This window comes from Massilia aquatica (genome assembly GCF_011682045.1).
GTDB lineage: Bacteria > Pseudomonadota > Gammaproteobacteria > Burkholderiales > Burkholderiaceae_D > Telluria_A > Telluria_A aquatica.
Genome location: NZ_VVIW01000005.1, coordinates 314,115 through 340,000, shown reverse-complemented (window position 1 = coordinate 340,000; position 25,886 = coordinate 314,115). Strand labels below are relative to the sequence as shown.

Here is a 25,886-nt window from a genome sequence, read left to right as displayed (position 1 = left end):
TAATATTATGCACGCCCCACTATTCATAGCTCCCGTAATTGTCGCGTTGATCGCAAGGCACTGCGACGATGCAGCGTTTTATTGGTCCCAACTCGACTGGACACTCCACTCTCCCAACGTCAAGTTGGACCGACTGGAGCACTTCAACCGATTGCTTGAAGCTCATCTGGATGGACTAAAAACAGCTGGGCCAACTGGATGGAATAAGTCGGTCACCGCATTAGAACGCTGGCACAAGCCCGGGGAGGCATTTAGCTGCACGTGGCTAGCACTGCGCTCGGACGATGTTTGTATGCTGGAGGACCTGCTTAAACTGGTTAGCCGACGTCCAGACCAGCTTGTACGCGGGGCAATTTCTGCACTAGCCGCCTGCACCGCTGAGCTTTATATCGCTATTGCCCGTAACTGGTCGGTCATTAACTCCGCTCCTGCCGCCCAAGTCATTTTATTGCGAGCGGCGGCGCTACGGGGCACTATCGCTGTTACCCAGTTGAATGTTCCACTGCCCATTTACTTACAATCCCAAAACGCGCATATACGCGCAGCTGCCTGCCGCGCTTGCGTCGTCGCAGGGCAACCGGGACTCGTTATCCCCCTGCTTCGCGAGGCATTGAACGACCCTGATCTACAAGTGCATACCGAAGCATCCATCGCGTTGGGCAAGCTAGGCGACATGGAGGCGGCGCATCCAGTTCTGCTTCAAAGCGTGCTGATGCAAGCCAGCCTTTACAGCGATGCAACCGGTGCCATCCGCGCCCAAGCCAGCCGGCGCCTTCAACGGTGGGTACGCGAGCTTGCCTGGCTCACGCCAATTGGTGCCCCTGAAGCCAACGATCTTCTGGCACAGCTCCCACCCCGCATCGCCCTCACCTTCGCACTCTGGCATGGGGACCTGGCCCACCTCCCCTTCGTCATCGATCAGCTATCCGATGAAAATGTGGGCCGATACGCCGGCTGGGTATGGCAAACACTGACCGGAATCGATCTGAACGCCAATGGACTGGCCTTACCAGAGCCGGATCCGGCGAGTCTGGACCCTGATCAATTGATTACCGAAACCCGGCTCGACGCCGACAGCGGGCACCCTCAAGCGGATCAGGCTGCGGTCAGGGCCGCAACCGCCGCCAGCCCGCACCTTGCCTCTCGCGGAAAACGCGTACTGCTCGGCCGCGAGATGGGTGCAAAAACCGCCCTCGACCTGCTCGAAAACGCACCGCAAGCCATTCGCGCCATGGCTGCGCAGATGCTCAACCACGCGCAGTCAACCGTCCGCATCAACGTGCGGGCATCCACCACAGAACAGAGAATCGCCATGAACACGCTGCACGACATGTTTACCGCACGGGCGGCAGCATGAGTCCCCCCCTGCTCGACCCCTGGACCGACGCCGCCGCCATAGCCACGCGCCTGAACGCGGCATCCGCGCGCCTGACATTGATCATCGGCGCCACCGGATGGTGCGAAACCTGCCGCACACTCAAGCCGGTCTTCGAGTCCCTGGCTGCGGAACACGGCGGGGAAAACGACATCTGGCTCTGGCTTGATCTTGAAGACCACGCCGAGTTCCTGGACGACTTCATTCCCGAGAATCTTCCACTGCTGGTCAGCTACAGAGGCGCTCAGCTGACTCACGCTCTCGTTCCCAGTCGGCTTACCTTACCTGCGCTGGCCGACTTGCTGACACAGTCACTGCGTATCGAGCAAGCTGCCCTACCAGATATCCGAGCACGTTTGATGTCGGTTGACTGGGCGACGTAGTGGCCGCGATCGAAGAGTGACCGGAGAAAAGTAAAAATAGGGGGCCTTCGGCTTTAGATCCAAGCAACAACTTGTTGCGTCTGAGCTTTCCGAACGGAGGCCCGCCAGGCTCGTGCCCTCCCTTCGACTCGGTGGAAGGCCTGTCGCGCGACTTCCACGTCACCGTCGAGTGCCTGAGCGAGCATCCGAACATTGCCCTCAAGGACGTGCAGGGCACGATGGCGACCGTCGAACTGGTGCGCGAAGACAACAGCAAGCACTACCTCAACGGCTACGTGTTCGAGTTCCGCCGCGTGCGCGCCGACGGCGGCGAAGTCTATTACGACACGGTCCTGCTGCCATGGATGCCTACCTGCGCCTGCGCCGCGACAACTATCTGTTCCACAACATGACCGTCAAGGACCAGACCGACGACATCTTCGGCGACTACGGCGTGCGCAAGAGCGAGTTCCGCGTGGGCGGCCCCGATCCAGTCATGTAGGATGCCTGCCAGTACGACGAATCCGACTATAAAGATCGAGGACATTACCGGGCTGGACAGAGGTATCTCGGGGTAATTGAAACATGTACATGTTCTAAAACGATCGAATTGCGGACCAGTCTGCGTAAATAGGGTGGGCTCAGTTGACGACATTTCTGGAAAACTAGATGAATGATATTTTTGACAATGAAACGTGGAACGAATTTGTTTCCGGCTACACGATAACTGACTGCGCCATTCCCAAAAAAAATAGCTTCGGGTTTCTATTAGTCGAAGAAAAAACAGAGCGCGGCACGCTTCCAATGACACGTTTTATCAACATGTCGCTTGATCGTCCGATCAACCAGCGCTTTGCTGTCCATGTAAGCACCCGGTTCAAGTTCTCAAGCATAGCGGCAAGCATGGCTCCACCGGAGTATGTGGCAGTAGACACCATCAGCCAGGTTTACTCGGCAAATGCTTTGAAAAAAGGCATGGAGCTTCCGATCGACGAAATCCTCGATATGAATACCATCGATGGAAAGATCGGAATCATTACGAAGGTAGTCCGGGCGGCAGGTAAAATATATGCTCTCGGCGACTACCGCCGGATATACCGACGCAGTGGTCCAGATACCTGGAGTGAACTCGGCACGGAAGACAAGGGAGTTCCACTTCCATCCGATGTCGCATCCCTGCCGGTCTGGGTTACCCTTCATTTCAAGGACATGAGTGCCTTTTCTGACGACGACATGTATGTCGTCGGTGACCGCGGCGATATCTGGCGCTTCGACGGCCGACAATGGCGTAATTGCCCTATTTCCACGGATTCCGATTTGCTGACAGTTTGCTGCGCCAGCAATGGGCTGGTGTATATTTCGGAAAAAAATGGCAGCGTCTGGGCCGGCAGAGAAGAACGGTGGGAACGCGTAGCTGAGGCAGACATCGCACCAGGATATCAACCTGTCGATTCATTCTGGTTTAACGACCGCTTGTATTTGGGCGGCTTCGGAGGGCTTTGGACCATCGATGAACAACGAAAAGTCGTGATCCCGCTTGGAGAGGTAGAAGCTGACGCACCCAAAGCGCCAACGAGCGGCCGACTCGATATCAGTTTGGATGGAAAGTTCCTGCTGACTTCAGGTCCGTATGGCGCCTGCTTGCACGATGGTACCGGATGGCGGCAGCTGTTTAGCGCATTCGACTATGCCTGACCGAACTTCGCGCCTGATCCATCGTCGTTCGACCTGCCATGCCGTGAACAAGGGCGAAAGCCGACCGAGCCGACATCGGCCCCGACATTGAAGCACTCGCGACTTAAGAATATAGAATAGACAGGAAATTACAGTGATCAGCAAAGAAAGCTGGGGGAAATTTTTTGAGGGATACTACATCTACAAATGTGCGGTGGCGACAAAAAATCACTTCTACTTTGTGTTGCTTGAATTTGTAGAACACAATGACACTGCTCCCCGCAAACGGCTCATCAGCATCATCCTGGGGGATGATGACGAAGAGATCCTATGCGCTGAATACGATGCGGAGTATTTCGATCTCGCGCGCCTGACATCAGTCCAATACCCCGAACAGCACGCAGTGATGGTTGCACTGGACGGCGACGTCGCTGTCATGAACAGCGAATATAGCCGCTTCGAGGATTCGATCCCACGTGGAAAACGTGGTTCACCTTTGGCAACGTCCGCTACCGCAGTAGCTTCAATCGATGGGTATGCGTACGTGGTCGGCGCCTGGAGATCGGTGTGCAGGCGGATCGCACCTGGGCAGTGGGAAACACTCGCGGACCATAGTCTCCCTACTCCGGAGCGAAACAAATTTGGCCGTTCCAACCAAGGCTTCGACGTCATCGCTGGCTTTAGTGCGTCGGACATCTATGCAGGTGGCGGCGAAGGCGACCTTTGGCACTACGACGGAGAAAGGTGGAGACAATGCCAGCTACCGACCAATATGTCTATCGAGACCATATGCTGCGCTGCCGATGGATGTGTCTATGTCGGCCTACAGAGCGGCTCTATCATGAAAGGTCGACATCGCAAGTGGGAATTAATCCACAAAGGCAATATGACCTTGCCGTTTCAGGATATGGTCTGGTTTCAAAACCGGGTTTGGTGCACGTCCGACTACGGGATTTGGACGATCGACGATGGCAAATTAGTAGATCCTGCCCTACCGGCGGAGGTGCGCGCGTGTTCCGGAAACTTATCGGTTGGTGATGGAGTAATGTTGATTGCTGGAATGTACGGTGCCATCGTCTTCGACGGAACCAGATGGACGCCTCTGTGCTCGGCACTACAGTAATCACGGATCTGCTCGATGCCTGGAGCGACTGCAGGAAGTTGATCCACCAGATCTACCGCTGAACTGGGCCTGGAGGGCAAGGGCGTTCCCCTCCCCGGTGACGAGTATGATCAAGCCCCGCTTTCAGGGTGCCCGGTTTTAGAGACATGGGCGCATTTTCGGCCGCGGACATGTACGCCGTCGGCAGCGACGGCGATGTGTGGCATTTCGAAGGAACCGCATGGCACAGCTGCCCATTCCCCACCGACGCCAGCCTCGAAACCGTCTGCTGCGCCGGCGATGGTCTGGTCTACATCACCGAAATAAACGGCAGCGTCTGGGCTGGCCGCAGCGACGGGTGGACGCGTATCGCGACGGCCAGGCTTGACATCAGCGCGGATGGAAATTCCATGTTGACTGCCGGCCTGTAAGGCGCCTGCATCCATGACGGAAAAGGATGGCGCTACCTGTTCAGCGCCTTCGATTTTACTAATTTTCGGCGAGCAATCGACCCATGAGCGGCCGCGCAACGCGCCGATACTTCCACCATTTTACAGAAGCGCCATGAATGAAATAATCAACAAGGAAACGTGGAACACCTTCTTTTCGGGATACACGATCTATGATTGTGCGATTCCCAGAGAAAACGGGTTTGGATTTCTGCTGGTAGAAGAAAAACCGGATCGGGATATACGTCCAATCACACGGTTCATCAATATGTCGATCGACCAGATACCCGATCGGCGTCTGGCTGCGCACATCAATGCCGATTTTACCTTCGCCACCATGGCGGCGAGCATCAGCCCACCCGAATACGTTGCGGTGGACACCTGCAGCCAGGTGTATTCGGCCAGCGCACTGAAAAAGGGACTGGAGCATCCCATTGATCAACTGGTCGATATGCGCACGTTTCAAGGCAGAGTCGGCGTCATCTCAAAAGTTGTGCGGGCGGCCGGGACGATTTATGCGATCGGTAACTATCGTAAAATTTACCGCCGCATTGGAGCCGAGCAATGGATCGAACTCGGCATGGAAGGCAAGGGAGTTCCCTTGCCGTCAGACATCGCTACATCGTCAGTCACACGGAACTTTCGCTTGGCCGACATGGGTGCATTCAACGAGAACGACATGTATGTCGTTGGAGAACAAGGCGACGTCTGGCATTTCGATGGCGACCACTGGCGCAATTGCCAGGTTCCGACGAATGCCGATCTCGACACCGTCTGTTGCGCCGGCGACGGCCTGGTCCACCTGACTGATAAAAAGGGTAAGGTGTGGGCGGGCGTACGGGATCAATGGGAACTCGTCGCTGAGGCCGACATTGCACCGGGCTATCAGCCGGTCGATGCATGCTGGTTCAATCAGCGTCTCTACCTGGGCGGTCATGGCGGGCTGTGGACAATTGATATAGCACGCAAGGCGCTGATCCCGCTCAAGCAGGTTGAAGCCGACGCCCCGAACGCCACCACGAGCGGCCGGCTCGATATCAGTCCCGACGGCAGGTTCCTGCTGACCGCAGGCCCCTACGGTGCCTGTCTGCACGACGGAACCGGATGGCGCCAGCTGTTCAGCGCATTCGATTTCGTCTAGGCCCATCGAAACCAGGAGAAACCGTCGAAGGTCGTGGCCACGCCTGGATCACCGGGTCCATCGCCAGAATCTCAACTTGACAAGCGAATATCAATGGAAATCTCATCCGGGCAGTACGAAAATAATATCAGCGGTTTCGTCATGATTGATTGCGAAGTGCGGTCGGCCGACGTTTTCTATTTTTCTTTGTCGGAAGACGAAACGCAGTTGGCAGAGTGGGATGAAGACGATGAAGATAGCTGGCTGCGCCGGCGCATCGTGTATTTCATCCGGAATCTGGCGCCTGCCGAACGCTGGGGCCATATCGAGTTTGATCATTCCTACGATTTTCAATTGAGCGTCGCGCGGCAACCCAGGGAGCAGCTGGTCGGCATCGAAAAAGACGGCAACGTCTACGTGGTCGGCGGCGGCACGGCCGAATGGGAGGACAGCCTCGGCGATTGGACTAATGGCGGCATGCGCAGAGGCAGCATCGTCAAATCCCGGACGATTGACGGTCATGTCTACATGGTCGGCGGAGGACGAACGGTTGGCGTGCGCAAGGATCGCAACGATGCCGTCCCGCTGATGCAGCAGCTGCCGTTCGACCATGATAAAGACTGGCAGGTGGCCGGTTTTGAAGATATCGACGGTTTCAATGCTTCGGATATCTATTGCGTTGGCGGAAAGGGCGACGTCTGGCATTTCGATGGCGCCAGCTGGACACAGGTGGATTTTCCGAGCACGATATCGCTTCGCTCGGTATGCTGCGCAGGCGATGGAAACGTCTACATCAGCGGGTATGGCGGCACCACGTTCAAAGGGCGGGGACAAACGTGGCGCCGGCTGTTCGAAGGACAGTTAACGATCCCCTTCAACGACATGGTCTGGTTCGACAACCGGGTCTGGTGCACCAGCGAATATGGCTTGTGGAATATAAGCGATGAAAAACTTGAAGCAGCGGATGTCGATAGCGACGTCATGGCATGCTCAGGGCATCTCTCCACGCATGACGGTCTCCTGCTCGTTGCCGGCAATGGCGGCGCGGCCTGTCAGCAAGACGGGAAATGGCACAAGCTATTCTGACACGCGGAGCGCAAAGGGAGCTCCGCGCCAACATGCCGCGCGGCAGCCGATAGTGGAAACGCGTATGCTCAGCTGTACTCTACCCACCCACACGCCACCATGCGCAAACTGCTGCTCCCCTACCTTATCCTGATCGCCGGCATGGTCTTGCTCGACATGCTCTGGCTCGGTTTCGTCGCCAAGGACATCTACGCCGACGGCATCGGCCACCTCATGGCCGCCGAGCCGCGCTTCGGCCCGGCAATCGCCTTTTACCTGCTCTACGCGGTCGGCCTGATGGTCTTCGCCCTGGCCCCGCACGGCCCGCGCCGCACCTTGCGCACCACCCTCACCGCCGCAGCCCTGTTCGGCACCGTCGCCTACGCCACTTACGACCTGTCCAACCTCGCCACCCTGCGCGACTGGCCGCTCAGCGTGGCCCTGATCGACATCGCCTGGGGCTGCGTTGCCAGCACGCTCTCGGTACTGGCCGCCAAGCTCTGTCTGGACAAGCTCGACCCGCTGGCCACCAGCAACTAGCAATCCTTGTCGCCGTGGCACGGCCCGCTTGAGTTCCGGTACATTTGCGCTACCAGCGCTTCCTCGGCAGAATCGCTGGCAAATTTCGATGCCTGAGCGCGAAATACCAGGTCCGGACCTTGGGTGACGAACCCGTCACTGCGGCCGGCGTCCGGCCACCCTACAGGCGCCCTGGCTTAACAATCGTTTGTGTAACTACATGGTCCCGCTGCATCCCTGTCCTCTCGTTCCACTTGGACTTCCTCGGCCGAGCCCTCGGCGAATTTCAAATGCCCAAGCCCGAAATGCCAGGTCCTGACCTTGGGAGACGACACCGTGCCGTCAACCCGCACCTGCGTTTCGCCCTCGTTGCCATAGCCTTCGTCATCGTCGGCGCTGCCGGCCAACAAGGTGCGGGCGACCAAATTGCCTTTCACGTAAAAAGGGGACATTCCCAGCCAAACGGTATCGCAAGTCACATTCCCCAGCACGAATACCCCATGCATCGCACTGGTGTCCAACTTGCGGCAATCAAGATCGCCCCGAATCACGATCAGGCGGTCGCCATCGATCAATGCCTGCTCGAATGCCGAGCGGACGACATTGGCAGATCCGTAGGCCATGTGAATATTCTCGCGCAGTTTGACGTTCCCCTCAAAAACAATCGCGTCCTTCACGTCCAAAAAATCGTTGACCGTGTCTTCTTCCTTTTGCGCCAGGGGACTCAGGAGCGACACCAGCTTGTAACGTTTGATTACCCCCTTGGCCGGCAGCACCGAGAAAGGGGCATTCGGCAGCGCAATTCTGCTCGCCGCTGCCGATTTAACCGTTCGCGCCTGCGCAGGCAAGCAGATCAACCCAGCGCCAGCGATGGCGAGTGCAATAATACGGACATGAGAAACCATCGAGTCGACTCCATGAAATGGCAAGGCGCCAGGGAAAATCGTTTATTTTACGTCAACAATTCGTCGTGGCGTGACCAACATGTAAAGCCCAAACGATCAGCCTTCAATCCTGCCCAGCGTTGCCTGTCATGACCCAGGAAGCCTGGGCCAGCACGGACGTGCGCAATCCGCCGCTATCAACCCGCATGCGGCGTTCATGGAGCGAGCGATGGGTTTTCCTGGACAGTGTCGACTTCCGCATTCACGGCATCGCCTTTTCGCATCGGGACAGCGCCTGTCTCGCCGGCGCCTACGCCAGCGCAATCGAATCCGACCTCGACTCGCTGGATCGGCAATCTCCTTCACAGAATGCGGCGTTGATGCAGGCGGTGTTTCCATCGGCACGCTACGATACCGTTCAGGCGGACCTCGGCATCGACGCTGCCCGCCAGCTCAAACCGGCCACATCGACTTTCGAACACTGTGCGGTATCGTGGGGGCCGGAACCATTCGACGGGTTCCTGGCACTGCTGATCCGGCTACCCGGCCACGACATCTTCATTGGTCCTGCGCACGGCCAGGAGCGTGGCAGTCGCCCCCATGTATTCGTGCTGCCTTCGGGCGCCTATCGACACCACCTGGCGCAGGTGCGGGACCGCCTTCGCGCGCCCGAACGATAATGCAGCGACGATATCGTGCACCAACGCGTTTTCTGCAGGTCTCTCAGTCATGATGAATAGAAAAGAAATGATATTTAATAAAAAGACGTGGGAGAGCGTCGGCAAGGGGTTTTTCGTGCGCGATTGCACGATCGGATTCGAAGACGGACGGATCGGCTTTCTTTTTGTCGAGGACAATGAACATCGGCATATTGACGACGGCTGGGAAACAAGACTGGTCGCCATTCGCCTGAATGCGCCGCTGGAAACCAATTACTACGTGCGCAAAGGGGAAAACATGACGCATTCCTCGATTGCCAGCGCCTGGGTTCCGCGGCAAACGGAGTTTGTCATGGCCGATTCGTATCGCCGCGTGTGGGCCTACAAACCGAAAACATACAAAGGCAGTGAAAGCGATATTCCATTCGACAGCGCTGGACACGAATTTGATGCCGTTATCACGAAAACCGTCAGGGTTGGCTCGACAGTCTACGCAATCGGCGGGCCGTTGCGGATCTTCGAAAGATTGAACGGGCAACAATGGAAAGAACTCACGGACATAGCTATCCCACCGGCATTCACCGGCACCGACAGAAAAAAGCTCATTGAAGCGATCGGACAATCATTTTTCTTCGATCTGGCCGGCGTTTCGGAGAACAATATGTATGCTGTCGGCGATGCGGGCATCGTCTGGCACTTCGATGGAAAAATATGGGCACAACTTGCATTTCCCGGCGATTTACGCCTGGTAACTGTTTCCTGCAGCCCGCATGGCGATGTGTATGTCACCGACCTGCGCGGCAAGCTCTGGAAGGGGAATGGAAAAAAGTGGGATGTGGTTTGCTCGGTTCCCTTAAGCATTCCGTTCGCCGATTCTGCATGGTTCGACGGTACTTTGTGGTGCGCCAACGACTACGGCATGTACGTCCTTGAGGGGAACGAACTGGTTCAGGCCCACATGTCGAAGCAGCACCCTGTCCCTGCCGACGTGGCATATCACAGTCATCGCATCGACGTTTCGCCTGACGGTACGACAATGCTGGTGTGTGGCCGCGACGGCGCGGCAATGCTCGATGCAAATGGATGGACGATTCTTTTTTCGGGAATGGATCTTGAGGACAGTGAAGTGAAATAGGGAATCGGCGTCCCCGTTTTGCGACACCACCTTGCGCAGGTCCGCCTCCCCCACCAATCCGGACGATAAAGCCGCGGCCATCTCGTCCGGATCAACAGTGCCTATCGCCCGCTCACCACTGCGAAAACGGCAGCCGGATCAGGCTCGAATTGAAATAGCGCTTGTCGTGCGTGACCTCCTCGCCAATCCACTCCGGCTTGTCGAACGCCTGGTCTTCCGACGCCAGTTCGATTTCGGCAAACATCAAGCCCGCATTCGCCCCGAGGAACTCATCGACTTCCCATACATTGCCGGAAAAGGTAATCCGGCGCCGGTATTTTTCAATGATCGGCTGCTGGCACAGGCGGTCGAGCAGTTCGTTAGCGTCATGCAGGGGAAGCGGATACTCCCACTCCCCGCGCGTGGCGCCCTCGCTGCGCCCCTTGATGGTCAAAGTCCCCTGCCCGCCCTCGATCCGTACCCGCACCGTGCGGTCCGGATCGGTCGACAGATAGCCCTGGCGCAACAGCACCGGCTCGCCCAGCGTGCGCCAGGCGTCGCCGGCGAGCAGGAACTTGCGTTCGATCTCGACGCCCACGATCAGCCCAGCGCTTTGAGGATCGGCTGCAGGATCGCCGCGCCCAGCTCGCTGCTGCGCGCACCGTTCCAGCCGGTGTACGGATCAGGCAGGTCGGCGTTGTCCTTGAACGGCATTTCCAGGGTCAAGGACAGGCACTTAAAGGTATGGCCGATGTATTTGGACGCCAGGGTCAGCATGTCTTCCTTGTACTTGCTGGCCGCATAGCCGTGCACGTTCTGGAAGTCGGGGCTGGCCGCCATGTAGTTCTCGATGAAAGACTTTTGCAGCGCGGCGCGTTCCGGCGTGAAATCGTTCAGCATTTCGTTACCGGCCACAAAGTTGTACGGCAGCGCTTCGTCGCCGTGGATATCGAAGAACATATCGCAGCCGACTTCGTGGATCTTTTGCTTTACGCACAGCACTTCCGGGCTGCGTTCGGCCGACGGCGTCATCCATTCGCGGTTCAGGTTGGCGCCGGCGGCATTGGTGCGCAGGTTGCCGCGCACCGAACCGTCCGGATTCATGTTCGGAATGATGTAGAACGCCGCATTTTGCAACAGCTTGCGCGAAATCGGATTGGCATTGTCCAGCAGCGCGTCCATCATGCCTTCGACAAACCACTCCGCCATGGTTTCGCCCGGATGCTGGCGCGCGATGACCCAGATTTTCTTTTCGGCGGACGGATTGCCGATCACCACCATGTTCATGTCGCGGCCGTCGACCGTGGTGCCAATATCATGCACGCGCGCAATCGGATTCTCGGCCACTTCGCCCAGCAGGCGCAGGTGGCGTTCCCACGAGTACGGTTCGAAATAGGCGTAGTACACGCTGTCGAGCTCGGGCGTATGGGTCACGGTCATGACCTGGCCGTCGAAGGTGGTCGGCACCCGGAACCAGTTTTCGGTATCGTAGCTGGCCGCCACCTGGTAGCCCTGGTAGCCGGCGGCGTAGGTCGCCTGGCCGGCGTTCAGGAAGCGGATCGTGCATGCCTGCCCGCGCGCGCCCTGCAGGCGGAAGTGGAACCACTGGTGGATGTCGGCGTGCGAGTCGGAGCGCAGGTTCAGGTCGATCTGGCTGGCTTGGTCGGCTTGCACGACGTCGATGGCGCCGGAATCGAAATGCTGGCTGATTTTGATGGGCATGGCAGATCCTTGTCTTTGGTTCTCAAAGAAGAGCATCATACCGAAATGCCGCCCGCTTGTGGGCGGGCAACGCCGAACGGCGAGCTTAGAGACCCAGGTCCATCAGGTCGCCGCGGTAGCCTTCCATCATCTGGCGCATCAATTCCACGTTGGCGCGGTTCAGGATCACGGTCAGCTTGGCCGCGCGGTCGAGCTCCATGGTCATGCGGATGGCGTCGTCAAACTGCTTGCACTGCACGCTCAGCACGCGCGGATTGACCACATCGTCCCAGTCTTCCTGGTAGATGCGCGGCAAGTTCGGCGGCGGCAGCAATTCCGGGTCCTGGTTCACCGGCAAGTGTTCCAGCAGCCAGAACACGACCGATGCCGGAATGAACACGCAGGCATCCTTGCCGCCTTCAAACGAGAACTTCGCCAATAAAAGATTACCGATAGGATCGCATGACAGATACATGCTCTTGACTTGGCGGATGACTGCTTGTTTCACGACACTCCCTCGGGGTTGTTAAATTGGCGCAACAATTCTACCCCATCCCACAGGTTGCCTGTGTGAATCGTCTTACCAACGGGGAGCCGCCGCTCCCCGCCCTGTGCCGGCTGGCTCAGCGCGACTTGTCGCTGCCAGCCTTGCTGCCGCCGCTGGCGCTTTGCTTGTTGCCGGCCTGCTCCTTATCGACGCCGGGTGCGTCGCTTGAAGTGCCACTGCGCGTACCGGCCTGCGCCGCCTGCCGGTTGCCGTGACTCATGCTGCCCGCGCGACGCGCTTCTTCCGATGTGAACTCGTGCGCCGTGCCTTTCTGATGAGCCGCCTTGCCGCCTTCACTGGCAATTTCACGCTGGCGCTCGGGATCCATCGATGCAAATCCGCGGTTGCTGGTTCCCTTGCCCGGACTACCGCTTTGCTTGTTGCCCTGGTTATTTGACGCCATGGTCATCTCCTTTAGCTGGTGCCTCTGTCTGACCCCACCGGCTGCACGCCGATGAGCGATCAAGCAAATCCATCTTAGCAGCGCGGAACGCTGCGGCTATAGGACAGGATGCATCGACTTTGTAGGACAACAGGCTAGTTCCTATCAGTAGTCTGACTCCCGGCCACTGTTGGTACGCTTTATAGGGAACTTGTCCTACACCGACTCGGACGGTGTTCCGATACAGCGCTTGAGAACGGACGCGCATGATTCCAATCCTGGCAACGCCGCTTACGGCCTGGACGCTAACCCCGTCCCTCCGCGAGTGGCGGGTGCCACCCTATGTTTGTGTCTACTCGGAAAGGAATCAACAATGAACTCGAACCAACGTAGCGAGGGGAACAATCAATCCAGCAATGGCGGCAACGAGAAATCGGAATCGTCGTCGCGTGGCGGCACAGTCGAGAAAGACAAGCTCAATCAATCGCAGCAATCGGGCACCCTGGGCGGCTCGCAGCAGTCCGACCGCCTGCCAGGCTCGCCGCAACCTGGCGGTATTGGCGGCGCCCAGCAATCCGGCAGCCTGGGCGACTCGCAGCAATCCGGCGGCCTGGGCGGCTCGAAACAGCAGCAGGGCGGCGCGCAGCAAGGCGCGCAGATCGGCCAGCAAAGCACGGAGCGCAGCGGCTCGCAAACCGGCAGCCAGCAGCAAGGCGTACCAGGCCAGCATCAATCCAACGATGTCGCCGGCGGCATGCCGAAAAGCCCGGGCGGCAAACGCCTCTCGGCCGACGAGGACATGGATGACGACACCGGCCTGTCGAACCGCCAGAACCGCCAGTCGGCCGACCTGGACGAAGGCAGCCGCCAGTCGCAGCAAAGCAATGTGGGACGCCGCAGCGACGGCACCCCCGACTAATTAGTCTGCTGTTGCGGTAATGCGGGGTGGGCACGGGTAACCGTATCCACCCTTTCCGTTTGCGCTTGCGTTTGCGCTTGCGGCAACGCCAGGGTCGCGGCGCTGGCTGGAAACACCGGCTGGCGCAAGCCCGGCGCTTCCCAGCCGTGCAGGAATTCACAGGCCGCCCCGCACACCCTGCCCTGGCACGGCCCCATGCCGGCGCGTGTTTGCAGCTTGGCGCTGCGCCAGCCGGTGTGCGGCGCCAGGTCGGCCGCCACCACGTCTTCGCAGCGGCACACGATGGTCGGCCCCGTGCACATCGCGCGCAGCGCTGGCAGCGGTGCAAAGGAATGCGCCAGCAGTTCAGCGAATGCCTGTGCCCTGGCGCGCGCGCGCAGGTCGGCCGTACGCGGGGCGATGCCCGCCGCGTCAAGCCCGGCGATGCGCCCTTGCGCCAGCGCCTTGTCCACGCCGCCAATGCCGGTCGACTCGCCCGCCGCCCACACACCCTGCACGCTGGTGCGCTGTGCCGCGTCGACCACCACCCGGCCCTGCTCCAGCGCGCAGCCGAACAGCGTACCCAGTTCCAGTGACGGCACCAGGCCGAAACCGCACGCCAGAAAATCGCAGTCGAGCACTTCGTCGCGCCCACGCTGGCGCAGCAGCACCCGCTCCAGACGCCCGCTTCCTTCGGCGCTAACGATGCCCGCGCCGCGCAGGTACGGCACGCCGCGCAGGCGCGCCGCCAGTTGCAGCGATTGCAGCAGCTTGCCCTGGTGCGCCAACGCCAGCCGCGCCCCGAAACGCGCCAGGTCGCTGCTAGTGCGATGCTCGGCCAGCGCGACCAGCACGCCGCCATGCTCGCGCACGGTGGCCGCCACCGCCAGCAGCAGCGGTCCGGTGCCCGCCACCACCACGCGCTTGCCGGCGAGCGCCATGCCGCCCTTGATCAGGGCCTGCAGGCCGCCCGCGCCGGTCACGCCAGGCAGGGTCCAGCCGGGGAACGGCAGCAGCAGCTCGCGCGCGCCGCTGCACACGATCACCTTGTCCCAGGGCTGGATCAGCGCGCCGTCCGCCGTTTCCAGCAGCAGCGCCTGCGGGCCGGCCGGCGCCACCACGCGCGCGCCAGCCATGAAGGTGACGTGCGGGCGCGCCCGCAGGGCATCCCACAAGACGCTGGCGCGCGCGTCGCGCCAGCGCTGCGGACCGCCGCGCCAGATCTGCCCGCCGGGCGCGCTGTTATCGTCCACCAGCAGCACCGCCTGGCCCGAGGAGGACGCCGCCTCCGCCGCAGCCAGCCCCGCCGGGCCGGCGCCGAGCACGATAAGCGGCGCGCTCATGCCGTCTCCCCAGCGCCGGTGCCGATCAGCATGCCGGCGCGGCAAGTAGTCTGGCAGGCCAGCCGGTGCGCCCGCCCGTCGATACTGACCCGGCATTCCTGGCAGTAGCCCATGCCGCACAAGGCGAAGCGCGCCTCGCCCCTGACCGAGCGGCGCGTGCACAGCGCATCGGCCAGCACCAGCGCCGCCACCACGCTCACACCCTCGGCCACCGTCACCGGCCGGCCATCGACCTGCACCACAATCTGGTTACCCGCCATCGCGCACCTCCGCCAACGCCGCAAAACGGGCTGGCGCATACGGCGCCGCGTCGATCTCGCTGGAGCGCCCGATGATCTGGTCGGCCAGCAGGCGCGCCGTGGCAAACGCCGTGGTCACGCCCAGTCCTTCGTGGCCGCAGGCCAGCCACGTGCCCGCCCGCCCGGGATGGGCGCCGATCAGCGGCCGTCCATCGGGCGAGGCCGGGCGCATGCCGGTCCAGGCGCGCACGATGCGCATGTCGGCCAGGCAGGGCAGCAAGGCGATCGCGCTGCGCAGCACCGCCCCCAGCACCGCCGGTTCGATGGCGCTGTCGGTGCGCCCGTCCTGGCGGCATGAACCCACCAGCCACTGCCCCGTGGCGCGCGGCTGCACATTGGCGGCCACCGCCAGCGCATCGTCGCCGGCCGCGCTTTGTCCGTAATTCATGCTCACGATCTGGTGCGACAGGCGGCCCGGATAGCGGTCGGTGATCGCCAGGTGTCCCTTGCGCGCAAAGATCGGCAGCTCCGGCATCAGGCGCGCGCACTGCACGCCGGCCGCCACCACCAGCACCGGTGCATCCAGGCGCTCGCCATCGTCCAGCGTTATCCCGCCCGGCTCCGTGCCGGCCACGCGCCGCCCCAGGTGCAAGGCGCCGCCGGCGCGCGTGAACTGGTCGCTCAAAAACTGCGCCACCGCCGGCGGATACACCACGCTGTCGCCGCGCACGCGCACGCCGCCGCACAAGCCGCGCCGCAAAGCCGGTTCCAGCCGCGCGACCTGATCGCCATCGAGCGCTTCGGCGTCGTAATGGTGCGCGCACAGCCGCTCCGCGCGCTGCTGCGCTTCAAGCAGCTGATGCTCGTCCTCGGCCACCCACAAGGTGCCGCAGCGCGCCGGCTCGCCCACGCCGGGATGCGCCAGCATGAAGGCGTCCCACAGCCGCAGCGACATCAGGCACAGCGCCAGCTCGTCGCTGCTCTCGTCGAGCGCCACAAGGTGGCCCATGCCGGCCGCCGTGACGCCCGCTCCCGGCGTGGCGGCATCGACCAGCGCCACCGCCATGCCTTCGGCGCGCAGCGCCAGCGCGCAGGCCGCGCCGACGATGCCGGCGCCGACCACGATCGCATCGTATGCGCGCGCCACGCTCAAGCGAAGCTTGGCAGCTGCGGACGCGTTTCCATGGCCGCGCGGATGATGCGCTCGGCGCGCGTGCGCTGTTCGCCTTCGAGCGGCAGGCGTGGTGCGCGTACCCGCTCAGTCGAGCCGATCGCCATGGCCTCGGCCAGTTTGATGTTCTGCACCAGATAGGTCGACACATCCAGGTCGAGCAAGGGCCGGAACCAGCGGTAGATCGACAGGGCTTCGGCCTGGCGGCCCTCCTTCATCAGGCGGTAGATGGCCACGGTCTCCTTGGGGAAGGCCAGCACCAGCCCGGCCACCCAGCCCACCGCACCGACGGCCAGCGCTTCGAACGCCAGGTTGTCGACACCGGTAAACAGGTCGTAGCGCTGGCCGAGGCGGTTGATGATCTCGGTGCTGCGGCGGATATCGTCGGACGACTCCTTGACCGCCACGAAGCGCGCGTCGTCGGCCAGTTCTTCCAGCATGTCGGTGGTGACGTCGACCCGGTACGCCAGCCGGTTCGAATACAGCATAACCGGCAGGTCGCCCGCCGCCGCGATGGCGCGCAGGGTGACCATGGTTTCGCGGTGGTTGCTGTGATAGATCGTGCTGGGCACCACCATCAGGCCGTCAGCGCCGGCCCTGGCGGCTTTTTCGGCCAGCGCGCAGGCTTCGCGCGTGCCCGCTTCGGCCACCGTCAGCAGGGCCGGTTTGGCGCCGCTGGCCTGCTTGGCCAGGCGCAGCACGGCGATGCGCTCGTCGTGCGAGAGCATCGGGCCTTCGCCCAGCGAGCCGCAGGCGATCAGGCCATCGCAGCCGGCCTCCATCTGCAACGCGAAGCAGCGCTCCATTTCGCCCATATCGAGCGAACCGTCTTCATTGAACTTGGTCGATACAGCGGGAATCACACCTTGCCACATGGGGGTACCTTGCTTTCTCCGGCGCGCCGGTCGGTTACGGGAAGCAGTCAGGTTAGTCCTGTCGCCGCCCGCGGTCTTGATGGATGGTCGAGCGTGAAAAGGCTCAAATCGGCACAATTTTTTCGGGGCGGCCGATTTATACTAGCGCATTGCGACCGAACTGGAGATAACCCCGAATGGACATGAGTGCGCTGTTTTGCGCGGCCCCGCCAATCCGCGCGGTGCAACTGGCCTCGCTTGAGGCATTGTTCGACGCCCTCACCGACCTGGTCTTCTTCGTGAAGGACCGCGAGGGACGCTACCTCACCGTCAACAACGCGCTGGTGCGGCGCTGCGGCCTGCGCAGCAAGGACCAGCTGATCGGGCGCACCGCGCTCGAAGTCTATCCACCGCTGCTGGCGCAAACTTACCTGGCGCAGGACCGGCATGTGATCGACAGCGGCACGGCGCTGAAAAAGCACCTCGAACTGCACCTGTACCCGAGCCGCGCGCGCGGCTGGTGCCTGACCCACAAGACGCCGCTGCGCGACGAGCACGGCGCCATCGTCGGCCTGGCCGGCACCTCGCAAGACCTGGGGCTGGCCGACGAACTGCATCCGGTCTACCGCAAGATCGCCGACATCGCCGCCCACATCCGCGCCAACTACCACGCCAACGTCAGCATGGAAGAACTGGCCAGCAATGCCGGCCTGTCGCTCTCGCGCGTGGAGCGCCTGTTCCAGCGCGTGTTCCACTACTCGCCGCGCCAGTTGCTGCTGCAGTCGCGCCTGGGCGCGGCCATGTCGCTGATCGAGTCGGGCAGCAAGAACAGCATCGCGCAAATTGCGTATGCCTGCGGCTACACCGACCACAGCGCATTCAGCCGCCAGTTCAAGGCGCATACGGGCATGAGTCCGGTCCAATACCGCGCGCATTGCCGCGGGGAATAAGCGAGCTCAAGCGTACACGGCTGTTTTTACCCCGTCGATATAATGGGTTGACATTAAACCATTTGAGATGACCATGAAGAAACTGCACGCGGCCCTGCTCGGCGCCATCCTGCTGGGCGGCCTGGCCGCCTGCGCGCCACTGCCCACCCTCAACGCCCTCTCGCCCGGCAGCGCCCTGCGCAGCGGCAGCGCCCTGGCGTATGGCGACAACGCCCGCCACAGGCTGGACGTGTATTCGCCGGAAGACGCCAGCGCGTCGGCGCCGGTGGTGGTGTTTTTCTTGGGAGGCAACTGGACTAAGGGCGAGCGCGAGGATTACGCCTTCGTCGGGCGGGCCCTGGCCTCGCGCGGCATGGTGGCCGTGATTCCCGATTTCAGGCTGCATCCGGAAGTGAGCTATCCCGACTTCCTGGACGATTCGGCGCGTGCGGTGGCCTGGACCGTGCGCGAGATTACGCGTTATGGCGGCGACCCCAAGCGCCTGTTCGTGATGGGCCACAGCTCGGGCGCCTACAACGCGGCGATGATGGCGCTCGACGCGCAATGGCTGGCGAAACAGGGCATGCAGCCGGCCGCGCTGCGCGGCTGGATCGGGCTGGCCGGGCCGTATGACTTTTTGCCGATTGAAAATCCGGTCACCAAACCGGTATTTCACTTTCCCGATACGCCGCCCGAATCGCAGCCGATCAACCACGCCAGGGCCGGCACGCCGCCGGTGTTGCTCATTGCCGCCAACAACGACAAGCTGGTCGACCCGGTGCGCAACACGCGCGCCATGGCGGCCAGGCTGCGCAGCAAGGATGTGGCGGTGCAGGAACTGTATTTCGACAAGGTGAGCCATGCCACCCTGGTGGCGTCGATCGCCGCCCCGCTGCGCTTCCTGGCCCCGACCTTGGATAGCGTGGAGCAGTTCGTGAAAAGCGATGCCGGGCGGATTGCACCGCCTGCCAAGGCCAACTGACAAGTCCGTCGTTCCCGCAGGAACGACGAGATAGTGACTTAACGAATCCCTTCCCCGCCCCCATCAAGCCAGGACTTGATCTGGATTGAACCTGCGCGATACAGCAGGAACTCGGCCACCCTCTGCGAATCGAACCATTCTCATCGCTCACCGTTCGCAGGGAGGCAACATGACGTCGACCACACCCGATCCGCACCCGCACGCGAGGCCGCCATGCGCCGCCTGAAAGTACTGACCTGGCACACCCACGGCAGCTATCTCTATTACCTCAGCCAGGCGCCGCACGATTTCTACGTGCTGTCGAAACCGGGCCGCCCGCCCGGCTACGGCGGGCGCACCGGCAACATGCCGTGGGGCGACAACGTGCACGACATGCCGGTATCCGAAGCACGCCATCACCAGTTCGACTGCATCGTGTTCCAGGACGACGCCCAGTACGAGAAAGACCAGTACGAATTCCTCAGCGCCAGCCAGCGCGCGCTGCCGCGCATCTATATAGAACACGACCCGCCGCGCCAGCACCCCACCGACACGCGCCACCTGGTTGACACGCCCGAGGTGCTGCTGGTGCACGTGACCCATTTCAACGCCCTCATGTGGGACAGCGGCGCTACGCCCACCTGCGTCATCGAGCACGGCGTCAAGGTACCCGATGGCATCGACTATCGCGGCCAGCTCGACTGCGGCCTGGTGGTCATCAATCACCTGGCGCAGCGCGGGCGGCGCCTCGGCGCCGACATCTTCGAAACAGCGCGCGCCGACGTGCCGCTCGAACTGGTCGGCATGGCGGCGCAGGAGCTCGGCGGTCTGGGCGAGATCGAGCACGCCAGGCTGCCGGCCTTTGCCGCCAGCTACCGCTACCTGTTCAATCCGATCCGCTACACCAGCCTCGGCCTGGCCGTGATCGAAGCGATGATGATCGGCATGCCGGTGGTGGCGCTGGCCACCACCGAAATGACCAGCGTCATCGACAACGGCGAGTCCGGCTTCATCGATACCCGCCTCGCCACCCTGATCGGGCACATGCACGAGCTCGGGCGCAACCCGGCGCTGGCGCGCGCCCTCGGCGCCCAGGCGCGCAAGCGCGCGCGCGAACGCTTTGCCATCGGCCGCTTTTGCGACGACTGGGACCGTGCCCTGCGCCACGTGACCGGGCTGGCGCGCGGGCCCTTGCACGGGTAGCGCTAGCGACTGGTTCGTCCACCACCATCGACGCAGATGCAACGCAAAAACAACGCACAACAACAAGGAGCTGGCATGTTACTTGGTGAATTACATCCGGACCCGTGTCCCGCAGGCAGCGGCGCGGTCAAGCGCATCGCCATCGTCAGCGAGCACGCGTCGCCGCTGGCCGCGCCCGGCAGCGTCGACAGCGGCGGCCAGAACGTCTACGTGGCCCACCTGGCGCGCGAGCTGGCGCTGGCCGGCTACCTGGTCGACGTCTTTACGCGGCGCGACGCCATCGGCCAGAAGCAACTGGTGCACTGGCGCCGCAATATCCGGGTGATCCACGTGCCGGCCGGCCCGGCCCACTATGTTCCGAAGGAAAAGATGCTGCCTTACATAGACACTTTCGCCCGCTTCGTGGCCCGCTTCGCGCGGCGCCAGGTGGCGCTGTACGACGTGACGCACGCCAATTTCTTCATGTCGGGCATGGTCGCGCGCCATCTGAAGCAAGTGCTCGGGATTCCCTTCGTCATCACCTTCCACGCGCTCGGCCAGGTGCGGCTGCGGGCGCAGGGCGCGGCCGACGCCTTTCCGCCGTCGCGCCTGCAAATCGAAAACAGCCTGATGCGCCAGGCCGACCGCATCATCGCCGAATGCCCGCAAGACCGGCTCGACATGGAGCAACTCTACGACGCACCCGGCAAGCGCATCGACATCGCCCCCTGCGGCTTCGACCCGCAGGAACTGTGGCCGCTGCCGATGCGCCTGGCGCGCCACAAGCTCGGGCTCACGCAAGGCAAGTTCCTGGTCCTGCAACTCGGGCGCCTGGTGCCGCGCAAGGGCATCGACACGGTCATCCACAGCCTGGCGCTGCTGCGCCGCCAGCATGGCATCGACGCCGAACTGCTGGTCGTCGGTGGCGACGCCGCCGCCGGCGCCTGGCACGACACGCCGGAACTGGCGCGCCTGCGCGCGCTGGCGGCGCACCTGGGCATCGGCGCGCACGTGCACTTTACCGGCCGCAAAGAGCGCGCCGAATTGCGCTACTGGTACAGCGCCGCCAACGTGTTCGTCACCACGCCCTGGTACGAGCCGTTCGGCATCACCCCGGTCGAGGCGATGGCGTGCGCGCGGCCCGTCATCGGCGCGGCCGTGGGCGGCATCAAGCACACCGTGCAGGACGGCGTGACCGGCTTCCTGGTGCCGCCGCGCGACCCGCAAGCCGTGGCCGACAAGCTGGCCATGCTGCAACGCGACCCGCAACAGGCCGCCGCCATGGGCGACGAAGGCATGCGGCGCGCCTTCGAGCACTACACCTGGCGCCAGGTGGCGCACAAGGCGGCCGCCATCTACGCCGACGTGGTCGGCCAGCAGACGCCCGGCGCGCGTGCCGTGTGCAGCGTTTCCCATCTCCCCACCCCTTAGGAGGACTGCTCCATGTCCGATCAACTTGCTCACGAACCGCCCAACCTGCGCGGCAAGGCTATATTCGTCACCGGCGGCGCCAGCGGACTCGGCGCGGCGCTGTGCCAGCTGCTGGCCCGCTCCGGCGCCGACCTCATCGTCGCCGACATCAACCACGACATGGCCACCGTCAGCGCCAACATCCTGCGCGAACATGGCGTGCGCGTGCATGCGCTCGGCTTCGACGTGGGCGACCCGGCCAGCGCCGAGCACGCCATCGGCACGGCGCTCGGCCGCTTCGGCCGCCTCGACGTGCTGATCAACAACGCCGGCACCGACGTCACCCTGCCGCTGGCCGAGCTGACGCCCCAGCAATGGATGCGCGTCATCAATACCAACCTGAACGGGCCGTTCCTGCTGGCCAAATACGCCTCGCAGCACATGCGCCGCGCCGGCGGCGGCCACATCGTCAACGTCGCGTCCACCGCCGCCAAGCGGGCCTGGCCCAACGCCAGCGCCTACCATGCCTGCAAGTGGGGCCTGCTGGGGCTGTCGCACGCCATGCACGCCGAACTGCGGCCGTACAACATCAAGGTCACGGCCGTGATCGCCGGCGGCATGCGCACGCCCTTCCTGCTCGACCGTTTTCCCGACCTCGACGCGGCCACCCTGCAAGACCCGATGAACGTGGCCCAGGCGATCCGTTCGGTCCTGCTGCTGCCGCCCGGGAGCGTGGTGGCCGAAATCACCGTGCTGCCGATGCAAGAAACTTCCTGGCCCTAGACCATGAGAGCGAGTTCAATCATGCGAGCGATCTTCCTGGACAAGGACGGCACCCTGGTCGACGATGTGCCCTACAACGCCGAACCGCGCCGCATCACCCTGTGCAGCGGCGCCGGGGCGGCCCTGCGCCTGCTGGCGCGCCTCGACTACCGCTTTTTCATCATCAGCAACCAGGATGGCATTGCGCATGGCTACTTTGGCGAAGACGCCATGGGCTGCATCGAGCGGCGCCTGGCCGATCTGCTGTTCCGCGAACAACTGGCGCTGGACGGCTTTTACTATTGCCCGCACCATCCGGACGGCAAGGTGGCGCCGTACGCCATGGCATGTACTTGCCGCAAGCCCATGCCGGGCATGCTGCAGCGCGCCGCGCGCGAGCATGGCATCGACCTGGGCGCCTCGTGGATGGTGGGCGACATCCTGCATGATGTGGAGGCCGGCAACCGCGCCGGCTGCCGTACCCTGCTGATCGACAAGGGCAACGAAACCGAGTGGCAGCTGGGCCCGCACCGCGTGCCGACCCGCATCGCCACCGACCTGTACGCGGCGGCCGTGATGATCGTCAAGCACGACGAGGATCGCCGATGAGCGCGCCACAGTGGATGGATGCGCGCAACATCCTGTGCGTGCGCCTGGACTCCATGGGCGACGTGCTGATGTGCACCCCGGCGATGCGCGCCCTCAGGCAGGCGCGGCCCGGCCGCACCCTCACCCTGCTCAGCTCGGCGAGCGGCACGGCGCTGGCGCCCTATCTCGACGATGTGGACGCGGTCATCACCTATGCGGCGCCGTGGATGAAAACGGGCGCGTCGCATGGCGCGCCCCACCCGCCCTCGGCCGACAGCGATTTTATCGGCCAGCTTGCCGAGCGCCATTTCGACGCCGCCGTCGTATTCACCTCCTTCAGCCAGAGCGCCCTGCCCGCCGCCCTGATGTGCTACATGGCCGGCATTCCGCTGCGGCTCGGGCATTGCCGCGAGAACCCGTATCGCATGCTCTCGCACTGGGTGCTGGACGACGAGCCCGGCGCGCAGATCCGCCATGAAGTGCAGCGCCAGCGCGACCTGGTCGCCAGCGTGGGCTGCCGCAGCGCCGATGCGCGCATGCAGTTCGCGCTGCGCGCGCACGACCTGATGGCGGTGCGCCGCATGTTAGAGGAGCGCGGCATCCGGCGCGGGCGGCCGTGGATTCTCATGCATCCGGGCGCCAGCGCGGCGTCGCGCCGCTATCCGCCCGAGCGCTGGGCCGACGTCATCGGCGCGCTGTCGCGCCGCACCGGCTGCCCGATCGTGCTGACCGGGGATGCGCACGAGGCGGCGCTGATCGAGGGCATACGCGCCGGTTGCGGCGTGGCCACCCATTCGCTGGCCGGCCAACTCGGCCTGGGCCAGCTGGGCGCGGCGATCCGCCTGGCCACGGTGGTGGTGTCGAACAACACCGGTCCGGCGCATATTGCAGCGGCGCTCGGCACGCCGCTGGCCACCTTGTACGCGCTCACCAATCCGCAGCACACGCCGTGGCAGGTGGAGAGCCGGCTGCTGTTCCACGACGTGCCGTGCCGCTTCTGCTACAAGAGCGTGTGCCCGGAAGGACATCACGACTGCCTGGGCAAGGTGGCGCCGGGCGCGGTGGTGGACGCGGTGTGCAGCCTGATGGGGGCGACCAGGCATTACCGCTCGTCATCGACCGGACCTTCAGCGGACCCGCACACGGCCGGCCCGGCGCTATTACTGGGTCGACAAGGCGAAGCCGGGATTGGCGACAATGCCAGCGGTCAGCCTTGCCGCGACCAGGCTCACTTCCCCATCGGGAATAATGCCGCGCAAGCCCTCGCACAGCTGCATGTATTGGGCGATGGTCACGGCGGCCCGGTGCGCGTTCAGCACATTCGCACCTGCGCCGCTGTTAATTTCGCTCAGCATGACTTTTACCTCGGAATCGCTCATCGTGTTCTCACTGTCAGGGGAAAACGGCGAGTATAGGCCTGGGCGCCGGATTGCCCGCGTACGCGACGCGCAATCAAAGCGGAACAGCCCGGCGCGGCGGCAATGTTAGGATGAATGCAGACAATCAGGAGCCCATTCCATGACTATTCGCACCGCCGGGGCCACGGCCCTGCTCGCCTTAAGCGCCTTGTCCGGCGTCAGCGCCTGCTCGCCTACCGTCCCCCTCGCGTCCAGGACCTCGCTGTTCGAGCGCCTGGGCGGCCTGCAAAACCTGACCGCCGTGGTCGACGATTTCGTCTCGAAGGTATCCATCGACCCACGTTCGAGGCGCACCTTCGAGGGCGTGAACCTGGTCAGGCTCAAGGCCAGCGTGGTGTCGCACATGTGTTCGCTGAGCGGCGGGCCCTGCAAGTACGAAGGCGATTCGATGGCGCTGGCGCATCGCGGCATGGCGCTTACCAGCGAAGAATTGCAGGTGATGGGGGGGTATGTGGACCAGGCCCTGATCCGCCGTGGCGTTGCCAGACAAGACCGTGAAGAGCTGGAAACCATCCTCGACAAGCTGTCCGGCGAGGTGTTGAACAAATAGGGGGAAACAGGGCGCCAGGCGACGCCCCGGCCTGCGGCACAGTGTCACTGTCAGTCGCAGGTTTCGACCACCACGTTACGGACCAGGTTCTGTTGATTCAGATAAATGGTCACACGGCCGGCGATGAACTCCTGGGTGATCAGGGCGCCGAACGGTACTACGCGCACACGGCGGCCGGTCAGTTCGCGCAGGGTCAGCGGAACCGACCGTGGAATTTCCCTGGTTACATCCAGTTGGCGGCAATTATTGTTTTGCATCATAAGCTCCTTGAAGAAGAAGGGACAAGCCGCTGCGGCAGCTTGTCCGCATGCCACGGCGGATCAACCCTCGACAATCTTGGTGCGCGCAGTGACGGACTTGATCAACTCGATCGCAGCCAGCACTTTCGCGCGCGAGCTGTAGCTCTCGCCGCTGGCAATGATTTCGTTGTTTTTAGCCTTCAGGCGCCAGCGCCACTCTTTGCGGGCTTTTTCCGAGGATTGAGTTTGGTAGATTTCGAAATACATGATGAACCTCCCATGACGTGAGATTCCAGTGTTACAGAGCGGTATACCCGGCATTCTGATTAGTTCAATAAATGACTAGAGCTGCATCAAACGCATACCCAATTTCTCGATATTAATTTTGC

General features: G+C 62.6%; 32 protein-coding genes. 21 read left to right on the top strand and 11 right to left on the bottom strand.

Annotation, left to right across the window (positions count from 1 at the left end; all coding sequences use genetic code 11):
* Nucleotides 1-292: 292 nt before the first annotated feature.
* The 10 genes from F1609_RS12140 to F1609_RS12100 all read left to right on the top strand — a co-directional run bounded on the left by F1609_RS12140 (nt 293) and on the right by F1609_RS12100 (nt 7,687).
* Complete coding sequence (locus F1609_RS12140; protein WP_167076684.1) at nt 293-1,357, top strand: HEAT repeat domain-containing protein; 1,065 nt, start codon at nt 293-295, stop codon at nt 1,355-1,357.
* The gene (locus F1609_RS12135; protein WP_167076683.1) at nt 1,354-1,758 is read left to right on the top strand and encodes a thioredoxin family protein; all 405 of its coding nucleotides are present in this window, start codon (nt 1,354-1,356) and stop codon (nt 1,756-1,758) included. Before F1609_RS12140 ends, F1609_RS12135 begins: the two co-directional genes overlap by 4 nt.
* Nucleotides 1,759-1,829: 71 nt before the next feature.
* On the top strand, nt 1,830-2,150 hold the full coding sequence (locus tag F1609_RS12130; protein ID WP_229421839.1) for a contractile injection system protein, VgrG/Pvc8 family: 321 nt from the start codon (nt 1,830-1,832) through the stop codon (nt 2,148-2,150).
* On the top strand, nt 2,099-2,239 hold the full coding sequence (locus F1609_RS34545; protein ID WP_229421838.1) for a hypothetical protein: 141 nt from the start codon (nt 2,099-2,101) through the stop codon (nt 2,237-2,239). The genes F1609_RS12130 and F1609_RS34545 overlap by 52 nt, the downstream gene beginning before the upstream one ends.
* Nucleotides 2,240-2,406: 167 nt before the next feature.
* Nucleotides 2,407-3,432: a hypothetical protein gene (locus F1609_RS12125; protein ID WP_167076682.1), complete on the top strand. Its 1,026-nt coding sequence runs from the start codon at nt 2,407-2,409 to the stop codon at nt 3,430-3,432.
* 133 nt (nt 3,433-3,565) lie between these two features.
* Nucleotides 3,566-4,534: a beta propeller repeat protein gene (locus F1609_RS34540; protein ID WP_167076681.1), complete on the top strand. Its 969-nt coding sequence runs from the start codon at nt 3,566-3,568 to the stop codon at nt 4,532-4,534.
* A 146-nt stretch (nt 4,535-4,680) separates the two neighbouring features.
* Nucleotides 4,681-4,944, top strand: a complete 264-nt coding sequence (locus F1609_RS12115) for a hypothetical protein (protein WP_167076680.1) — start codon at nt 4,681-4,683, stop codon at nt 4,942-4,944.
* A gap of 13 nt (nt 4,945-4,957) precedes the next feature.
* Entirely contained in the window at nt 4,958-6,103 is a 1,146-nt protein-coding gene (locus F1609_RS12110) for a hypothetical protein (RefSeq protein ID WP_206752954.1), read from the top strand.
* 93 nt (nt 6,104-6,196) lie between these two features.
* Nucleotides 6,197-7,168, top strand: coding sequence for a WD40/YVTN/BNR-like repeat-containing protein (locus F1609_RS12105; protein ID WP_167076678.1), 972 nt, complete (start codon nt 6,197-6,199; stop codon nt 7,166-7,168).
* A 99-nt stretch (nt 7,169-7,267) separates the two neighbouring features.
* A complete protein-coding gene (locus F1609_RS12100; RefSeq protein WP_167076677.1) occupies nt 7,268-7,687 on the top strand; it encodes a DUF2177 family protein in 420 nt (139 codons plus the stop codon).
* Between the two features lie 176 nt (nt 7,688-7,863).
* On the opposite strand, the gene F1609_RS12095 is transcribed toward F1609_RS12100, so the two are convergent.
* Nucleotides 7,864-8,571 carry a hypothetical protein gene (locus F1609_RS12095; RefSeq protein WP_167076676.1) on the bottom strand — a complete coding sequence of 236 codons (708 nt, stop codon included), beginning with the start codon at nt 8,569-8,571 and terminating at the stop codon, nt 7,864-7,866.
* A 128-nt stretch (nt 8,572-8,699) separates the two neighbouring features.
* On the opposite strand from F1609_RS12095, the gene F1609_RS12090 reads away from it, so the two are divergent.
* Nucleotides 8,700-9,230, top strand: coding sequence for a hypothetical protein (locus tag F1609_RS12090; protein ID WP_167076675.1), 531 nt, complete (start codon nt 8,700-8,702; stop codon nt 9,228-9,230).
* A gap of 49 nt (nt 9,231-9,279) precedes the next feature.
* Nucleotides 9,280-10,344, top strand: coding sequence for a hypothetical protein (locus F1609_RS34205; RefSeq protein ID WP_196785430.1), 1,065 nt, complete (start codon nt 9,280-9,282; stop codon nt 10,342-10,344).
* A gap of 112 nt (nt 10,345-10,456) precedes the next feature.
* On the opposite strand, the gene F1609_RS12080 is transcribed toward F1609_RS34205, so the two are convergent.
* The 4 genes from F1609_RS12080 to F1609_RS12065 all read right to left on the bottom strand — a co-directional run bounded on the left by F1609_RS12080 (nt 10,457) and on the right by F1609_RS12065 (nt 12,974).
* Complete coding sequence (locus tag F1609_RS12080) at nt 10,457-10,921, bottom strand: CYTH domain-containing protein (protein WP_167076674.1); 465 nt, start codon at nt 10,919-10,921, stop codon at nt 10,457-10,459.
* Between the two features lie 2 nt (nt 10,922-10,923).
* Complete coding sequence (locus F1609_RS12075) at nt 10,924-12,045, bottom strand: M14 family metallopeptidase (protein ID WP_167076673.1); 1,122 nt, start codon at nt 12,043-12,045, stop codon at nt 10,924-10,926.
* An 85-nt stretch (nt 12,046-12,130) separates the two neighbouring features.
* On the bottom strand, nt 12,131-12,532 hold the full coding sequence (locus F1609_RS12070) for a hypothetical protein (RefSeq protein WP_243491750.1): 402 nt from the start codon (nt 12,530-12,532) through the stop codon (nt 12,131-12,133).
* A 115-nt stretch (nt 12,533-12,647) separates the two neighbouring features.
* A complete protein-coding gene (locus F1609_RS12065; protein WP_167076672.1) occupies nt 12,648-12,974 on the bottom strand; it encodes a KGG domain-containing protein in 327 nt (108 codons plus the stop codon).
* Nucleotides 12,975-13,326: 352 nt separating this feature from the next.
* Here F1609_RS12065 and F1609_RS12060 point away from each other — a divergent pair, with 352 nt between their 5' ends.
* Nucleotides 13,327-13,872, top strand: coding sequence for a hypothetical protein (locus F1609_RS12060; RefSeq protein WP_167076671.1), 546 nt, complete (start codon nt 13,327-13,329; stop codon nt 13,870-13,872).
* Here the strand turns inward: F1609_RS12060 and F1609_RS12055 are convergent.
* The 4 genes from F1609_RS12055 to F1609_RS12040 are packed head-to-tail and all read right to left on the bottom strand — an operon-like array spanning nt 13,869 to nt 17,479.
* Nucleotides 13,869-15,194, bottom strand: coding sequence for an NAD(P)/FAD-dependent oxidoreductase (locus F1609_RS12055; RefSeq protein WP_167076670.1), 1,326 nt, complete (start codon nt 15,192-15,194; stop codon nt 13,869-13,871). The genes F1609_RS12060 and F1609_RS12055 overlap by 4 nt on opposite strands.
* On the bottom strand, nt 15,191-15,454 hold the full coding sequence (locus F1609_RS12050) for a 2Fe-2S iron-sulfur cluster-binding protein (protein ID WP_167076669.1): 264 nt from the start codon (nt 15,452-15,454) through the stop codon (nt 15,191-15,193). The genes F1609_RS12055 and F1609_RS12050 overlap by 4 nt, the downstream gene beginning before the upstream one ends.
* The gene (locus F1609_RS12045) at nt 15,444-16,580 is read right to left on the bottom strand and encodes an NAD(P)/FAD-dependent oxidoreductase (protein ID WP_167076668.1); all 1,137 of its coding nucleotides are present in this window, start codon (nt 16,578-16,580) and stop codon (nt 15,444-15,446) included. The genes F1609_RS12050 and F1609_RS12045 overlap by 11 nt, the downstream gene beginning before the upstream one ends.
* A gap of 2 nt (nt 16,581-16,582) precedes the next feature.
* Nucleotides 16,583-17,479, bottom strand: coding sequence for a dihydrodipicolinate synthase family protein (locus F1609_RS12040; RefSeq protein ID WP_167076667.1), 897 nt, complete (start codon nt 17,477-17,479; stop codon nt 16,583-16,585).
* 182 nt (nt 17,480-17,661) lie between these two features.
* On the opposite strand from F1609_RS12040, the gene F1609_RS12035 reads away from it, so the two are divergent.
* The 8 genes from F1609_RS12035 (at nt 17,662) to F1609_RS12000 (ending at nt 25,258) form a co-directional block, all read left to right on the top strand.
* A complete protein-coding gene (locus F1609_RS12035; protein ID WP_229421837.1) occupies nt 17,662-18,408 on the top strand; it encodes an AraC family transcriptional regulator in 747 nt (248 codons plus the stop codon).
* Nucleotides 18,409-18,481: 73 nt separating this feature from the next.
* Nucleotides 18,482-19,369, top strand: coding sequence for an alpha/beta hydrolase (locus tag F1609_RS12030; RefSeq protein ID WP_167076665.1), 888 nt, complete (start codon nt 18,482-18,484; stop codon nt 19,367-19,369).
* Between the two features lie 213 nt (nt 19,370-19,582).
* The gene (locus F1609_RS12025) at nt 19,583-20,551 is read left to right on the top strand and encodes a glycosyltransferase (protein ID WP_167076664.1); all 969 of its coding nucleotides are present in this window, start codon (nt 19,583-19,585) and stop codon (nt 20,549-20,551) included.
* A gap of 75 nt (nt 20,552-20,626) precedes the next feature.
* Nucleotides 20,627-21,961 carry a glycosyltransferase gene (locus F1609_RS12020; RefSeq protein ID WP_167076663.1) on the top strand — a complete coding sequence of 445 codons (1,335 nt, stop codon included), beginning with the start codon at nt 20,627-20,629 and terminating at the stop codon, nt 21,959-21,961.
* Between the two features lie 12 nt (nt 21,962-21,973).
* Nucleotides 21,974-22,723, top strand: coding sequence for an SDR family oxidoreductase (locus F1609_RS12015; protein ID WP_167076662.1), 750 nt, complete (start codon nt 21,974-21,976; stop codon nt 22,721-22,723).
* 21 nt (nt 22,724-22,744) lie between these two features.
* Entirely contained in the window at nt 22,745-23,311 is a 567-nt protein-coding gene (locus F1609_RS12010; RefSeq protein WP_167076661.1) for a D-glycero-alpha-D-manno-heptose-1,7-bisphosphate 7-phosphatase, read from the top strand.
* Nucleotides 23,308-24,705, top strand: a complete 1,398-nt coding sequence (locus F1609_RS12005) for a glycosyltransferase family 9 protein (RefSeq protein ID WP_167076660.1) — start codon at nt 23,308-23,310, stop codon at nt 24,703-24,705. Before F1609_RS12010 ends, F1609_RS12005 begins: the two co-directional genes overlap by 4 nt.
* Nucleotides 24,706-24,808: 103 nt before the next feature.
* Nucleotides 24,809-25,258, top strand: coding sequence for a group I truncated hemoglobin (locus F1609_RS12000; RefSeq protein WP_167076659.1), 450 nt, complete (start codon nt 24,809-24,811; stop codon nt 25,256-25,258).
* A 50-nt stretch (nt 25,259-25,308) separates the two neighbouring features.
* On the opposite strand, the gene F1609_RS11995 is transcribed toward F1609_RS12000, so the two are convergent.
* Complete coding sequence (locus F1609_RS11995; protein WP_166881929.1) at nt 25,309-25,515, bottom strand: hypothetical protein; 207 nt, start codon at nt 25,513-25,515, stop codon at nt 25,309-25,311.
* Nucleotides 25,516-25,578: 63 nt separating this feature from the next.
* Nucleotides 25,579-25,764, bottom strand: coding sequence for a YegP family protein (locus tag F1609_RS11990; protein ID WP_167076658.1), 186 nt, complete (start codon nt 25,762-25,764; stop codon nt 25,579-25,581).
* Nucleotides 25,765-25,886: the final 122 nt, after the last annotated feature.